This is a genomic window from Vogesella amnigena, from assembly GCF_042648905.1.
Taxonomy (GTDB): domain Bacteria; phylum Pseudomonadota; class Gammaproteobacteria; order Burkholderiales; family Chromobacteriaceae; genus Vogesella; species Vogesella amnigena.
Genome location: NZ_JBHRYH010000009.1, coordinates 125,851 through 140,171 on the forward strand (window position 1 = coordinate 125,851; position 14,321 = coordinate 140,171).

Sequence of the window (14,321 nt, forward strand, 5' to 3'; positions counted from 1 at the left end):
TTCGACCATCATCGCAAGGAAACACCATGAGTCTGAGCTTCACCCGCCTGTCCCCGGCCATCGGCGCCGTGGTGGAAGGCATCAACCTGTCCCAGCCGCTGGACACAGATCTGCGTGACACGCTGAGCTCCGCGCTGCTGCAGCACCAGGTGCTGTTCTTCCGTAACCAGGACATCAGCCCGCTGCAGCAGCGCGACTTTGCCGCCTGGTTCGGCGACCTGCACATTCACCCGCTGTACCCGAAGATTGCCGACATCCCGCAGATCATGGTGCTGGATACCGCGCAGAACGACCTGCGCGACAACGCCATCTGGCACACCGATGTCACCTTCATCGACACCCCGCCGCTGGGCTCGGTGTTGGCCGCACGCCAGCTGCCGCCCTACGGCGGCGACACGCTGTGGGCCAGCGGCACCGCCGCCTGGCGTGCGCTGTCGCCACGGCTGCAGCAGCTGCTGGACGGGCTCACCGCCACCCATGACTTCACCAAGTCGTTTCCGCTGGAACGCTTCGGCCAGACCCCGGAAGCACTGGCGCGCTACGAGGAAACCCGCCGCACCACCCCGCCGGTAAGCCACCCGGTGGTGCGCACCCACCCGGTAAGCGGCGAGAAGGCGCTGTTCGTCAGCGACGGCTTCACCACCCGCATCAACGAGCTGGAACCGGCGGAAAGCGCCGCGCTGCTGGGCTTCCTGTTTGCCCATTTTGCCAAGCCGGAATTCAGCGTGCGCTGGCGCTGGCAACCGGGCGACGTGGCATTCTGGGATAACCGCGTCACCCAGCACTACGCAGTGGACGACTACCGCCCGGCGCACCGCATCATGCACCGCGCCACCATCCTCGGCGACAAGCCGTACTGAGCCTGTACCACTCCCCGCGGCCGGCGCGCTCTGCGCCGGCCCGCTTGCGCCAGCACAAATCCGTGCCGAATGCCGGCAGACAAACACCACCACCCATGCCATCATTCTGTAACTTTTTGTAAATTGTCAGCACCGACAACACGGGAGCAGCACGGTGAATGCGGCGAAGCAATTGAAGAAGATGCTGGATGCCGGCCGGGAAACACCCCAGCTGGAAACCCTGAAAGCACTGGTCATCAGCCTGTACCGGGAACAGCCGTTTGCCCTGGCGCGGCTGAAAACGCTGGACGAGCAGCATTGCCGGCTGGCACTGCAATTGCTGCAGGACTGGTGCCTGGATCTGCATGCCGATGCCCGCAGCAAACTGCTGGAACGCCTGTTCGGCATGCACCCGGAGCTGATGCTGCCGCAGCCACCCGCCAGCGGCCCCCAGCCGGCGCCCCAACCCAGCCCTCCCCGCCGCTCGCCGGCAAAACGCAGCCCGCCGTCCCCGCGCCAGCAGCCGCGCGCCACCGGCAGCCGCTGACCGTTCGCCCAGCCCGCCTGTTGCATTGCAAATAACAGGCTGCTCGCGCACAATCCCGTCAGCATTTAACAAAAATCCACTATTCAGGGAGCCCATGATGATGCTTCGCAAACTGCTGCCCGCCGCCCTGCTGGCGCTGACTGCCGCTGCCGCCCAGGCTGGTACCTACAGCTACCTGTGCAACACCAATGTGAAATGTGACGAGCTGTTCTCCGACCTGGTAACCGAGCGCTTCACCACGCGCTACAACAGCAACAAGTGGGAGCTGTTCGTGGTGGCCGACTTTATCCGCTATTCCGACAATACCGGCTCCGGCATGGCACTGGTCGGCGTGCGTCCGCGCGCGGCCAAGAACGCCACCGGCCTGTTCCCCAGCCGCTACTGGACCTACCACCGCTACTCGCCGACAGTAAAAACCGCCTACGACGTGGCGGAAGAAGAAAAGCAGGTAATCCGCAGCGCCGTTACCGAGTTGATGGCCGCCTGCGACAACACGCAGAACTGCAAGCTGGACTAAACCTCCCCTGCCTGCCGACCGGCGGCGGGAAGACCGCAGACAGCAAAACGGCAACTACAGCAAGGCGCTGAACCGCTGGAACCTCGGCACCGGAGCTATCAGCCAGGCGCAGACCAACCCGGCCAGCCCAAGAGTGGCGCCGGCCGGCAGCCCGTTTCCCGCCTGACGCCAGCGCACCCAGCCACGCCCACCCCGCCCCGGGGTGGGCGTGCTTGTTTTTAGCGCCGCAGACCGCCCTGGCGCACAGCAGTTTACGGCCAGGCCCGGCGACGGCTACCCGCCCGCAGAACCCTGATAAGCAATGCCGGTTTTCTTGGTTCCGTAGGCACCGGCGGCTGGGTAGATTAGTGCTATCGATACAGGGGGAAATGCCATGAAAGCGATGATCATAGGCGGGGACAGAATCGACACTACGCGCCGCGTGCTGCAGGCTTCCGGCTACGCCGACATTCTGCACTGGAGCGGACGCAAGCCGGCGGACCTGACCCGGCCGCTGCCCTCCGGCGTCGACCATATCGTGATCATGCTCGACTTCATCAACCACAATCTGGCGCGGCGGGTGCGCGACATGGCGCGCGAGCGGCAGATCAGCGTGGCCTATGTTGGCCGCAAGCGTCAGGGCGGGCCGGAAGTGGCCACCGGCCGCCCTGGTGCCGCCCGCGCCCTGCATAGCGCCTGAAGCCGGTGTACCGCTGGCAGCAGGCCACAAAGCCATGGCGCACCACCATGGCTCGAGAATGCAGACAAGGTGTTTTTCGCCGCAAGAGGACTTTGTGTTGTCAACAGGTCGGTAGCTGGGCCAAGGCGCAGCAGACCCACTTTGACGACGGCAAGGTATTCGACCAGATCTACGGCAAGTAAGCGCAGCAGCCATCACGAGCAACAGCCCCGGTAGCACTGGCCACCGGGGCTGTTAGTATTGCTACCGTCCCTGGCTCACATCCGGGTCGCGGAACAGCGGGCTGCTTGATTGCCAGATAGCGCTCGGCACCCAGGCAGGCCTAGCAGCAATAGCCCACCAGCGAATCTTGCCCACCCCTGACTCAGCCCCCGAAGTGACTCACCAACTGCTCTAGCCCTGCTGCCTGAGCCACCAATCCATCACTATGGGAGGCGGCGGCGTCCGCTGTTTCCAGCACCCGGTTAGCTGCGGCGCACACTTCGCCGATATCACCATGCAGACTCCTGCTGGCCTGATGCTGCGTGACGCTGGCGGCGGCAATCTGCGCGTTCATGTCATTAATGATCCGCACGGCTTGCGACACACTTTCGAACACTGTGCGTGTCGCATCGCTGAGCGCCACCGCCTCATCAGACTGCGCCAGACTTTGCTCCATATCGTGCACCACCTGGCTAGTCCCCTGGGCCAGCCGGTCCAGCAGCTGCTGGATCTGGGTAGTGGATTGCTGGGTACGTTGCGCCAGCGCCCTCACCTCATCGGCAACCACCGCAAACCCCCTGCCGTGCTCTCCGGCACGGGCAGCCTCGATCGCCGCATTCAACGCCAGCAGATTGGTCTGGTCGGCGATTCCCCTGATCACATCCAGAATCGCCGTAATGCCGCGACCAGAGGAAGCCAGTTCCTGCAACGAAGTCGCCGCCTGGCGCAGGCGGCTACCCAGTGCGGAAACACTGCCTACCGTTCTGTCCACCACCAGCTCCCCCTGATTCACCGAAGCCTCGCCATCGCGTGCAGCCGCTGCCGCTCGTGCACTGTTGGCCGCAATAGTTTCGGCACTATCAGCCATATGGCTTACTGCCACAGAGGCATTGTCCAGCACTTGCAACTGGGAACGGGCCGTATGGCTGATGCTCCTGGCCACCTGGTCAACCTGCTGCGCGGCATCCCCAACGGCAAGCGCCCGGCTCCCCGTCTGTTTCACCAGATGCTGAATCGTGTCGAGGATGGCATTGAAGCGGCGGGCCAGTACTGCGGTTTCATCACGGGAACGAATCCGCAAGCGTTGCTCCAGGCCACCACCTCCTGCGGCAATGGCATGCAAGCCTTCCGCCACCTGTCTGACCGGTCTGGAAATCAGGCCGGCAAACCACCCACCCAGCACAAACAGCACCACCAAGAGGGCTGCGCTGATGGCAACCATCGTCCATGCCATCCGGTTTGCATGCGCATAGATTTCGGACTGTTTCACCAAACCGATGAATTTCCACCCCAACTTTGGCGACTTCAGTATCTGTGCCTGATAGCGCTCTCCGTGCAGGGTAAGGGAAACCACCCCGCTGCCCGCCCGCGCCAGCGCGGCATAGGCACCGGCTTCGATACCGGCCAGGGGCTGGAAGTTGTGTGCCGGGTTGGAAGGATCCACCAGTACGGTGCCGCTATCTTCTACCAGCATCAGGAAACCGCTTTCGCCGATACGGATCCGCCCAACGGTTTCCGTCAGCCCCCGCAAAGACACATCCATCGCCATTACGCCCAGCTTGCGGCCATCCCGCACCACCGCATGCACCACGCTGACAATGGTTGCCCCATCTCCAGGCCAGTAATAAGCCGGCGTCAGCTGGCTTTGTCCGGGATTTGCCATGGCCTGGGCATACCAGGCACGACGGCGCGGGTCGTAAGGTGCACTGACCTTCCCCTGCGGCCATTGCACGATTCCACCGTGCTCGGTGCCAACGTAGATATAGGCGAGCCCGGGATGTGCCTGGCCAAACTGCTCGAACAGCCGGTACAGCTCACCCTCAATACCAGGCTTGCCAGCCGATGCCATCCGCTGTTCGCCGGCGAGCTGGGTGTAATTGCTGATCTGCGGCCCCAGCGCATCCAGCTGCGGCAGGGTGGCAAAGTAGGCAACATCGTTGAACACAGTCTGGAATGACTCGCTCAGTGCCCGATCAACCTGCCGGATCTCCCGTCCGCTGGCATCAACGAAGTGCTGCATGGCCTCGCTGCGCGCCTGGATAATGGCAAGCGTGGCGATCAGCAGCACGGGAAACAAGGTAGTAAACAGCAGACATAGCACCAGCTTGCTACGGATAGTCATGACAACAGGGTTTTCGCTGTCGGCCATAGCCCCTGCTGTGGCTGCGCCCTTGCGCTGCCACAGCTGAAAAATCAAAGGATTCATTGCAGGCACCGGTAAGCGGGGAGGCAGACTGCAGTCAGTCCACCAGAATGGATGCCGCCACATGGTGCTGGCCATACATCATGGCCAGCACCATCACTGGCGGCTGCTGATGCCTTATGGCATTACTCGTCAGCCAGGGGCTGGCGAGAGGTCTCGCGACTGGCCAGGATCGCCACCAGCGCCACCACCGCGGCACCCATCAGATACCAGGCAGGGGCCATCTTGTTACCGGATTGCTGGATCAGCCAGGTTGCCACCAACGGCGCAGTACCACCGAAAAGGGCATTGGCACTGTTGAAGCTGAAGGCAAAGCCGCTATAGCGCACATTGGTAGGGAAAATTTCCGACAGGAAGCAAGGCAGCGTGCCATCGTTCATGGTCAGCATGGCACCAAAGGCTACCTGTACCAGCACGATGCCGACAAAACCGAGTGTCTGCAGCTGCTGGAACAGGGGCAAGGTAAGCCCGATGAACAACAAGGATGCCAGGATCAGCATGGTCTTGCGGCCAAAGCGGTCCGACAGCGTACCCATCAGGAAAATCAGCCCGATATACACCGCCAGCGAAATGGAGGCGGCAAGGAAGGAGTCAGACTCGTTCATGCCCATTTCCGTGGACAGATACGTGGGCATATAACTCAGCACCAGATAGAACGCCACGGCGTTCAGACACGTCACAGCGAACGCTACCACCACCTTGCCACGATGCACTGTCATCAGGTCGCGAATCGGCGTCCGGGCCACATGGTGCTTGCCTTCCAGTTCCTTGAACTTGGGCGTGTCCTCCAGGCGGACCCGGATATAACGGCCGATCAGACCGAATGGGGCCGCCAGCAGGAACGGCAAGCGCCAGCCCCACTCGTGCATCTGTTCGCTGGTCAGTACCGAGTGCATCACGGCGACAAACAGGGACCCGAACAGTAGACCGGCGGCAGTACTGGCCGGCACGATACTGGTATAGAAGCCACGTTTGCCCTCTGGCGCATACTCCGCCAGGAAGGCAGAAGCCCCGGCATACTCACCAGCAGCAGAAAACCCCTGCACCAGCCGAATCAACAGCAACAACCCCGGTGCCAGCAGGCCAACCTGGGCATAGGTCGGCAGAAACGCAATGCAGAAGGTGGAAGCAGACATGATGAGAATGGATAGCGACAGTGCACTGCGCCGCCCTATCTTGTCCCCGAAGTGCCCCCAGATGATGCCGCCGATGGGGCGAATGATGAACGAGATGGCAAACACGGCATAGGCAGACAGCAAGCCTGTTGTCGGGTCGCTCAGGGGAAAGAATACGGCGGCTATGATCGTGGCGAGATAGCCGTAGGCTGCATAATCGAACCACTCGACAAAATTGCCGATAAAACTGGCCGTTGCGGCCCGCTTGAGAGTAGCATTGGTGCTTTCTCCTCCATGATGGATGGTGGCGGGACTGGCGGCTGCATAGCCGCGGTTGGGCAGAGGCTTGTGCCCCCGCTTTGCTTTGTTGTCGTGCATTTGGTTTCTCCTCCAAACTGATCGTAGTAGTGAACAAATGTGCGGTTCATTGCTGTATTGGGTGAACTTCTAATCACATGACTACTAAACTTCTCGACAACCGTTTCCATCGCCGCCCTGCTGGGCAAGCCTGCCCGTTGTTCACCTAGCTCTTCTCCTGTGAAGCTCGGTAAATCTGTCGCGGCGAAAAATGCCTGGCCGCCGGGGTAAACGGCCAGGGCTGGAAGCGGGTACATCTCGCAATTACTCGGTTCGACAATCTCCTTTACTGCAAACAAGTGGTTACACCTGATCCTGCAAGCAGGACACCCTTGGCCCGAAAGCCGATCAATAATCCCTGCTACCGCTTTACAGCAGCACGGTACGATTCCCGTTGATGAATACCCTGCGTTCGGTAAATGCCTTTACCGCCCGGGCCAGTGCCTGACACTCCATATCGCGGCCAGTGGCCTGCAGGCGGTCCGGTGAATAGCTGTGATCCACCCGTTCCACCACCTGCTCGATGATCGGCCCCTCGTCCAGCTCGTCGGTAACGAAATGGGCGGTGGCGCCGATCAGCTTCACGCCGCGCTCGAATGCCTGGTGATAGGGCCTGGCGCCCTTGAAGCCGGGCAAGAAGGAGTGGTGGATATTGATGACGCGACCGGCGTAGTCGGCGCTGAAGCGCGCCGACAGCACCTGCATGTAACGCGCCAGCACCACCAGTTCCACATCGTGTTTGGCTATCAGTGCGCGCAGCTGTGCTTCCTGGACGTCCTTGGTTTCCGCCGTTACCGGCAGGTGGTGGAACGGCACGCCATTGGCTGCGGCCAACGGCGCCAGCGTGTCGTGGTTGGACACAATGGCCACCACGTGCATCTGCAGTTCGTCCATGCGCCAGCGGAACAGCAGGTCGGCCAGACAATGGTCGAACCTGGAAACCAGAATCAGCACCCGAGGGCGATCGGCCATGTCGTGAATGGCCCAGCGCATGCCGAAACGTTGGCCAATGCTGGCAAAGTCTTGCTGCAGGGCGGGCAGTTGCAGTGCCTGCCCGCTGCGGTGATGGAACCGGCAGCGCAGGAAAAAACGCTTTCGCTCCTGGTCATCGAACACCGCCAGCTCGTCGATGTAGCAGCCGCGCTGGTCCAGAAATTCGACCGCAGCGGCAACCTCGCCGGCCTCGCTCGGGCAGTCCAGCGTGAGGCAGAACTGGCGACTGGTCGTCTTGTTCATATTGCGCTCCATTAGGTGTTGGCCAGCGCCGCCAGCAGCGGTGCGGCCAACCTTCCGGCTCAGCCGAGGTATTCCTCGGCGGCATCCAGCAGCATCAGGCAGGCGTACTCGGCAAAGCTGCGCCGCACCACCAGCTGGTAGCGCGCCTCGGCGATGTGCAGCACGGTGATGCCGGCCTTGAAGAAATGGCTCTGCGTCGCCTCGCCCACCGCGAACACCCGCGGATGCAGATCCAGCGGGCAGCCCTTGGCCAGCACATCGCGCACCCGGAGGCCCGCCAGCTCGAACACCGTATAGCCGCTGCTGACATCCACCACGGCGTGGTGCACGCCCTGCAACGCCTGGCGCAATGCCGTTTCCAGCTCCGGGCCGGTTTCTTCCACCGACTGGATCAGCCATTCGTCCGGCCCCATCCACACCGCACTGCAGCCACGCTGCGAAGTCGTCATGCCGCGGGCGGCCGGCAACGCCAGTTGCAGCACTTGCTCCACCGCCTGCTTGAAGGCTGGCGAGGCGATGTCGCCACGCAGCGTGACATGGGTCATGAACGCCCGTTCGACGAGTGAAAACTCCGCTGCCGGCCGGCCTACAGCCGCTACCAACTGCGCCTTGATGCCCACTAGCGGGGCTTCCTGAATCAGCAGATCAGACATGCTGGCGTCCTCCTTCGACGTCGTAGAACACCGGGCTGCACACCTCGGCTTCGACATTGCCGCCGTCACGCAGGGCAACGTAGATACGCTCGCCGTGGCGCGACTGCCCGCCTTTCAGCAGCGCCATGGCAATGGAGCGCTGCAGGATGGGGCTGAAGTAGCTGGAGGTGACATGGCCCAGCATCGGGGTGATGCCGCCATTGGTCGGCCGCGCCACAATCTGCCCGCCCTCGGGCAGCACGGCGGCCGGGTCCAGCGGTTTGAGGCCTACCAGTTGCTTGCGGTCCTGCCGCGCGGTGTCGGCGCGGGCCAGCGAACGTTTGCCCAGGAAGTCCTTGCTCTTGGCCACCATGCCTTCCATGCCCAGGTCCAGCGGGCTGACCGAGCCATCGGTATCCTGGCCCACGATGATGTAGCCCTTCTCCGCCCGCAGTACGTGCATGGTTTCGGTGCCATACGGTGTGATGTCGAATTCGGCGCCGGCGGCCATCAGCGCTTCCCACACCTTGCGGCCAAGGTTGGCCGGCACGTTCACCTCGTAAGCCAGTTCGCCCGAGAAGCTGATGCGCATCACCCGTGCCGCCACGCCGGCCACTGTGCCGCTGCGGTAGCTCATGAACGGGAATGCCTGCGGAGCGAGATCGATATCGGCACAGACTTTCTGCAGCACGCGGCGGCTGTTCGGGCCTACCAGCGCAAAGGTTGCCCAGTGGTCGGTGACGGTAGTCAGATGCACCTTGAGCTGCGGCCACTCGGTCTGCAGCCAGCGCTCCATCCAGTTGAGCACCCGTGCCGCGCCACCGGTGGTAGTGGTCATCAGGAAATGCTGCTCGCCAAGGCGGGTGGTGACGCCGTCGTCGAATACCATGCCGTTTTCGTCCAGCATCAGTCCGTAGCGGCATTTGCCCACTTCGAGCTTGCTCCACGGATTGGTGTACAGCCAGTTGAGCAAGGTGGCGGCGTCCGGCCCCTGGATATCGATCTTGCCCAGCGTGGAAGCGTCCAGCATGCCCACGCTGTTGCGTACAGCCAGACACTCGCGGGCCACGGCGGCATGCAGGTCTTCGCCTTTGCGCGCGAAATACCACGGGCGCTTCCACTGCCCCACATCCTCGAACAGCGCGCCATGCTCCACATGCCACTCATGAATGCAGGTCTTGCGGATCGGGTCGAGAAAATCTCCCAGCTCGCGCCCGGCAATGGCGCCAAAGCTCACTGGGGTGAAGTTGGGGCGGAAGGTGGTGGTGCCGGTTTCCGGAATGCTCTGCCCCAGCGCTTCCGCCAGGATCGCCATGCCGTTGATGTTGCCCAGCTTGCCCTGATCGGTGCCGAAGCCCATGGCGGTATAGCGCTTGACGTGCTCTACCGAGCGGTAGCCTTCCCGCGCCGCCAGGTAGATGTCGGCGGCGGAGACATCGTTCTGGAAATCGACGAACTGCTTGTCGCTGCGGCCAACCTTGTCGCGATCTCCCACCAGCCACAGCGGCAGGATCGGCGATTCGGCCACCGGCTCCAGCTGCCATGCCGGCAACTGGGCCAGCGGCATGTCCAGCAACGACAGGGTACGTGCCGCCGCCATGATGCCGCTGCCGATGGCGGCGACCAGGCCGAAATCGCCGTTGCAAGCACCGGCGCTTATCTCTGCCTGTACCGACTGATCCGGCACGAAGCAGGCTTTTTGCGCATCCCAGCGTGCCTTGCCGCCCGACTGCGCAAACAGGTGCAGCACCGGGCTGTAACCGCCAGACATGGCCAGCAGGTCGCAGTCCAAGGTGCCGGCCTCGGCGGTAAGTTGCCCCTGATGATGCTGGCTCAGCCGCACCCGGCTGACCCGCTGCGTGCCGCTGGCATGGCTTACCACCAAGCCCAGGCGCACATCGATGCCTTGCCGGCGCGCCAGCAGCGCCAGATCGCCATTGGTGGCATTGCGCGCATCCACCACGGTTACCCGCGCGCCAGCGTGATGCAGGTCCAGCGCTGTCTGGTAGGCCGTGTCGTTATTGGTGAACAGCACCACGCGCTTGCCGGGCAGCACGCCGTAGCGATTCACATAGCTGGACACCGCACCGGCCGTCATCACGCCGGGCAGATCGTTATTGGCAAACACCAGCGGTCGCTCGTGCGCCCCGGCAGCCAGGATCACCCGGCGCGCCCGCACCTTCCACACCCGCTCGCGGATGCCCTTGCGCAGGAATGGCGCCACATGATCGGTCTTGCGTTCGCACAGGGTAACCAGATTGTGGTCCTGGTAGCCGAAGGCGGTAGTCCGGCGCAGGATGGTGACTTCCGGCATGCCGGCCAGCTCGGCCTCGATACGTGCCACCCACGTCAGGGACGAGCCGCCATCGATGCGTGCCGGATGGCTGAGCAGGCTGCCGCCCAGTTCCGGCTGGTTGTCTACCAGCATCACGCGGGCACCACTGCGCCCGGCTACCCAGGCTGCGGCCAACCCTGCCGGCCCGCCCCCCACCACCAGCACATCGCAATGCGCATACATCTTGTCGTAGCGCTCGGCATCCAGCTCGGTGGGCGCTTCGCCCAGACCGGCTGCATCGCGGATGAACTGCTCGTACTTGGGCCACATTTTTTGCGGCCACATGAAGGTCTTGTAGTAGAAGCCGGCCGGAATGAAGCGGGCAATTTTCTGGTTGACGGCCAGCCGGTCTTTTTCGAGGCTGGGGCTGGCGTTGACGCTGCGAGCCGTCAGGCCGTCGTACAGCTCGACCTCGGTAGCGCGGGCATTGGGTACTTCATAGGCGCCGGATTCCAGCTGTACCAACGCGTTCGGCTCTTCCACCCCGGCGGTGACGATGCCGCGCGGGCGGTGGTACTTCCAGCTGCGTGCGACAAAATGCACGTTGTTGGCCAGCAGTGCCGAAGCCAGGGTGTCACCTTGGTAGCCTTGATACAGCTTGCCGTTGAACTGGAAGGTAAGCGGCGCGGCGCGATTGATGCGGCCGCCCTGGGCCATGCGGTTAGTCTGTGCCATGAGTGTCTCCCGCCGCACCGATGGGATAGGTGCGGATGAATTGGTAGGTCACGGTGTCGCGCTCGGCATTGAACCAGCGGCGGCAGCCGGCGCCGTGGAACCACTGCTCCTTGTGCAGGCCCCTGGTGTTCCTGCGCATGAATACGTAGTCGCCCCACTGCTCGTCTGTCAGCTTGTCGCTGTCCAATGGCCGCACGATGTCGGCCTCGCCGCCGCAGCTGAACTCGCTTTCGGCACGGTCCCCGCACCAGGGACAGGTGATCTGCAACATGGTGATTCTCCTGATCAGTGGGCAACCGCTGCCGCGCCGTGCTCGTCGATAAGGTGGCCGCTGTAGAAGCGGTCCAGCGCAAAGGCGGCATTCAGCGGATGCGGGTTGTCGGTGGCGATGGTGTGGGCAAAGACATGGCCGGAACCTGGCGTGGCCTTGAAGCCGCCGGTGCCCCAGCCGCAGTTGAAATACAGCCCCTTCACCGGGGTCTTGCTGATGATCGGGCAGGCATCCGGCGACACATCCACGATGCCGCCCCACTGCCGGTTCATGCGCACCCGGCTGAACACCGGGAACATCTCGACGATGGCCTGCAGCGTGCCTTCGATGGTGTGGAAACTGCCGCGCTGGCCATAGCCGGTGTACTGGTCGATACCGGCGCCGATCACCAGGTCGCCCTTGTCGGACTGGCTGATGTAGGCATGCACCGCGTTGGACATGATCACCGTGTTGATCACCGGCTTGATCGGTTCGGACACCAGCGCCTGCAGCGGGTGGCTTTCCAGCGGCAGCCGGATGTCGGCCATGGCCGCCAGCACGCTGGAGTTGCCGGCCGCTACCACGGCGACTTTCTTGGCCTTGATGAAACCGCGCGTGGTTTCCACGCCGGTTACCGCTCCGTTGTCACGCCGGATGGCGGTGACTTCGCAGTTCTGGATCAGGTCGACACCACGCTGGTCGGCGCCACGGGCATAGCCCCAGGCCACCGCATCATGGCGCGCCACCCCGGCTCGCGGCTGGAACGAGGCGCCCAGCACCGGGTAACGGCTGTTCAGGTTGATGCACGGCACGATCTCCTTGATCTGTGCCGGCGTCAGCACCTCGGCATCGATGCCATTCAGGCGGTTGGCCCCCACCCGGCGCTCGATGTCGCGCATGTCCTGCAGGCTATGCCCCAGGTTCATCACCCCGCGCTGGCTGAACATCACGTTGTAGTTCAGGCTCTGCGACAACCCCTCCCACAGCTTGAGTGCATGCTCATATAACTGCGAGGCCTCATCCCACAGGTAGTTGGAACGCACGATCGTGGTATTGCGTGCCGTGTTGCCGCCACCCAGATAGCCCTTCTCCAGCACGGCCACATTGGTAATGCCGTGCTCCTTGGCCAGGTAGTAGGCGGTGGCCAGGCCATGCCCACCGCCGCCGACGATCACTACGTCGTACTCGCGCCTGGGCTCCGGGCTGCGCCAGGCCTGCTGCCAGTTCTCGTGATACGAGAGACCATTGCGCACCAGGCTGAAAATGGAATAACGATTCATCAGACTCACCTCAACATTCGATAACGTTGACGGCCAGGCCGCCACGCGAGGTTTGCTTGTTCCTGGCCGCCATCTCCGCTCCGATCTCGCACATGGTCTTGATCACCTTGTCGAGCGAAACGTAATGTTTGCCATTACCCTTGAGCGCCATGCGCGCCGCGTTCACCGCCTTGATGGCGCCCATGGCATTGCGCTCCATGCACGGCATCTGCACCTGGCCACCCACCGGGTCGCAGCCCATGCCCAGGTTGTGCTCCATGCCGATCTTTGCCGCGTTCTCGATCTGCTCCGAGGAGCCGCCCAGTACCGCCGCCAGTGCGGCGGCTGCCATCGAGCACGCCACACCAACCTCGCCCTGGCAGCCCAGGGCTGCTCTGCGCGGCGAGGCGTCCGCCTTGTACAGCAAGCCGATAGCCGCCGCGGTGAGCAGAAAGTCCATCACCCCCTGCTGCGACGCTCCCGCCACAAAGCGGGTGTAGTAGTGCAGCACGGCGGGGAGAATGCCCCCGGCACCATGGCTGGGCGCCGCGACGATGCAAGCACCTGCTGCGTTTTCCTCGTTCACCGCCATGGCGTAGAGGTTGATCCAGTCAATGATGGTCAGCGGGTCGACCTGGTTGGCCGCAGACTGCGCCTGCAGCGCCTTGTACAACTCCGGCGCACGCCGCTTCATCTTCAGCGGCCCCGGCAACACACCTTCCGAGAGGCAACCGCGATGTATCGCCGCTGCCATGGTCTCGGCAATGGTCAGCAGGCCCCGGCGTATTTCGTCCGGCGAGCGCCAGGCCTGCTCGTTCTCGAACATCAGCGCCGCAATACTCAGGCCGCTCTCGCCACTCATCCGTAACAAGTCGACACTACTCTTGAACGGGAAACGCAGCGGTCTTGCTGGCTGCTGCATGTTGAGTCGGTGTCCTGCGGCATCGGTAATGAAGCCGCCTCCTGTCGAGTAGTACACCGCGTCAAGCAGCGTGCCGCCCGCGGCGTCGGTGGCGATCAGGCGCAGGCCGTTACCGTGCATCGGCAAGCTCTCCCGTGGCAGCAGAAGCAGCTGGCGCTGCGCCACAAAGCCGACGGCATGCTCGCCCATCAGCCGCAGACAGTTATCGCTACGGATTTCGGCCAACCTGCGCGTGGCGTAGTCCGGGTCGATGCTGTGCGGCAGATGGCCTTCCAGCCCGAGCAACACCGACTTCTCACTGCCATGCCGCTTGCTGCCGGCAGCCAGCGCACCATGCAGGCGCACTTCCACCGCGGCCACCCGTGCCAGTACGCCGGATTGCTGCAGGCCACCGGCAAAGTGCTGCGCGGCGATCATCGGGCCCACGGTATGCGAGCTGGACGGGCCGATGCCGATTCTGAACAGGTCGAAAGTGCTGACATTCATGGCTGTCTCTCAGCGAATCCGTTATCAACGGTAGTCGCGGCAGATGGCAGATAGCGGCACGCTGGCGA

General features: G+C 63.1%; 12 protein-coding genes. 4 read left to right on the forward strand and 8 right to left on the reverse strand.

Annotated elements, in window-relative coordinates:
- Window positions 1-26: 26 nt before the first annotated feature.
- From tauD to ACFOKJ_RS04185, 4 genes are all read left to right on the forward strand, one after another.
- A complete protein-coding gene (tauD, locus tag ACFOKJ_RS04170; RefSeq protein ID WP_390276850.1) occupies window positions 27-860 on the forward strand; it encodes a taurine dioxygenase in 834 nt (277 codons plus the stop codon).
- Between the two features lie 172 nt (window positions 861-1,032).
- Window positions 1,033-1,386 carry a hypothetical protein gene (locus ACFOKJ_RS04175; RefSeq protein WP_390276851.1) on the forward strand — a complete coding sequence of 118 codons (354 nt, stop codon included), beginning with the start codon at window positions 1,033-1,035 and terminating at the stop codon, window positions 1,384-1,386.
- A gap of 94 nt (window positions 1,387-1,480) precedes the next feature.
- Window positions 1,481-1,903 carry a hypothetical protein gene (locus tag ACFOKJ_RS04180; protein ID WP_390276852.1) on the forward strand — a complete coding sequence of 141 codons (423 nt, stop codon included), beginning with the start codon at window positions 1,481-1,483 and terminating at the stop codon, window positions 1,901-1,903.
- Between the two features lie 373 nt (window positions 1,904-2,276).
- Window positions 2,277-2,582, forward strand: a complete 306-nt coding sequence (locus ACFOKJ_RS04185; protein ID WP_390276853.1) for a DUF2325 domain-containing protein — start codon at window positions 2,277-2,279, stop codon at window positions 2,580-2,582.
- 364 nt (window positions 2,583-2,946) lie between these two features.
- On the opposite strand, the gene ACFOKJ_RS04190 is transcribed toward ACFOKJ_RS04185, so the two are convergent.
- The 8 genes from ACFOKJ_RS04190 to ACFOKJ_RS04225 all read right to left on the reverse strand — a co-directional run bounded on the left by ACFOKJ_RS04190 (window position 2,947) and on the right by ACFOKJ_RS04225 (window position 14,253).
- Window positions 2,947-4,989 carry a methyl-accepting chemotaxis protein gene (locus ACFOKJ_RS04190; RefSeq protein ID WP_390276854.1) on the reverse strand — a complete coding sequence of 681 codons (2,043 nt, stop codon included), beginning with the start codon at window positions 4,987-4,989 and terminating at the stop codon, window positions 2,947-2,949.
- A 122-nt stretch (window positions 4,990-5,111) separates the two neighbouring features.
- Complete coding sequence (locus ACFOKJ_RS04195) at window positions 5,112-6,479, reverse strand: MFS transporter (protein WP_390276855.1); 1,368 nt, start codon at window positions 6,477-6,479, stop codon at window positions 5,112-5,114.
- Window positions 6,480-6,827: 348 nt separating this feature from the next.
- Window positions 6,828-7,694, reverse strand: coding sequence for a formyltetrahydrofolate deformylase (purU, locus tag ACFOKJ_RS04200; protein ID WP_390276856.1), 867 nt, complete (start codon window positions 7,692-7,694; stop codon window positions 6,828-6,830).
- A gap of 59 nt (window positions 7,695-7,753) precedes the next feature.
- A complete protein-coding gene (locus ACFOKJ_RS04205) occupies window positions 7,754-8,347 on the reverse strand; it encodes a sarcosine oxidase subunit gamma (RefSeq protein WP_390276857.1) in 594 nt (197 codons plus the stop codon).
- Entirely contained in the window at window positions 8,340-11,336 is a 2,997-nt protein-coding gene (locus ACFOKJ_RS04210) for a sarcosine oxidase subunit alpha family protein (RefSeq protein WP_390276858.1), read from the reverse strand. Before ACFOKJ_RS04210 ends, ACFOKJ_RS04205 begins: the two co-directional genes overlap by 8 nt.
- Complete coding sequence (locus ACFOKJ_RS04215; RefSeq protein WP_390276859.1) at window positions 11,323-11,607, reverse strand: sarcosine oxidase subunit delta; 285 nt, start codon at window positions 11,605-11,607, stop codon at window positions 11,323-11,325. The genes ACFOKJ_RS04210 and ACFOKJ_RS04215 overlap by 14 nt, the downstream gene beginning before the upstream one ends.
- Window positions 11,608-11,621: 14 nt before the next feature.
- Window positions 11,622-12,866, reverse strand: coding sequence for a sarcosine oxidase subunit beta family protein (locus ACFOKJ_RS04220; protein WP_390276860.1), 1,245 nt, complete (start codon window positions 12,864-12,866; stop codon window positions 11,622-11,624).
- A 10-nt stretch (window positions 12,867-12,876) separates the two neighbouring features.
- Window positions 12,877-14,253 (reverse strand): L-serine ammonia-lyase, encoded by a 1,377-nt coding sequence (locus ACFOKJ_RS04225; protein WP_390276861.1) that lies wholly within the window; start codon window positions 14,251-14,253, stop codon window positions 12,877-12,879.
- Window positions 14,254-14,321 lie beyond the last annotated feature (68 nt).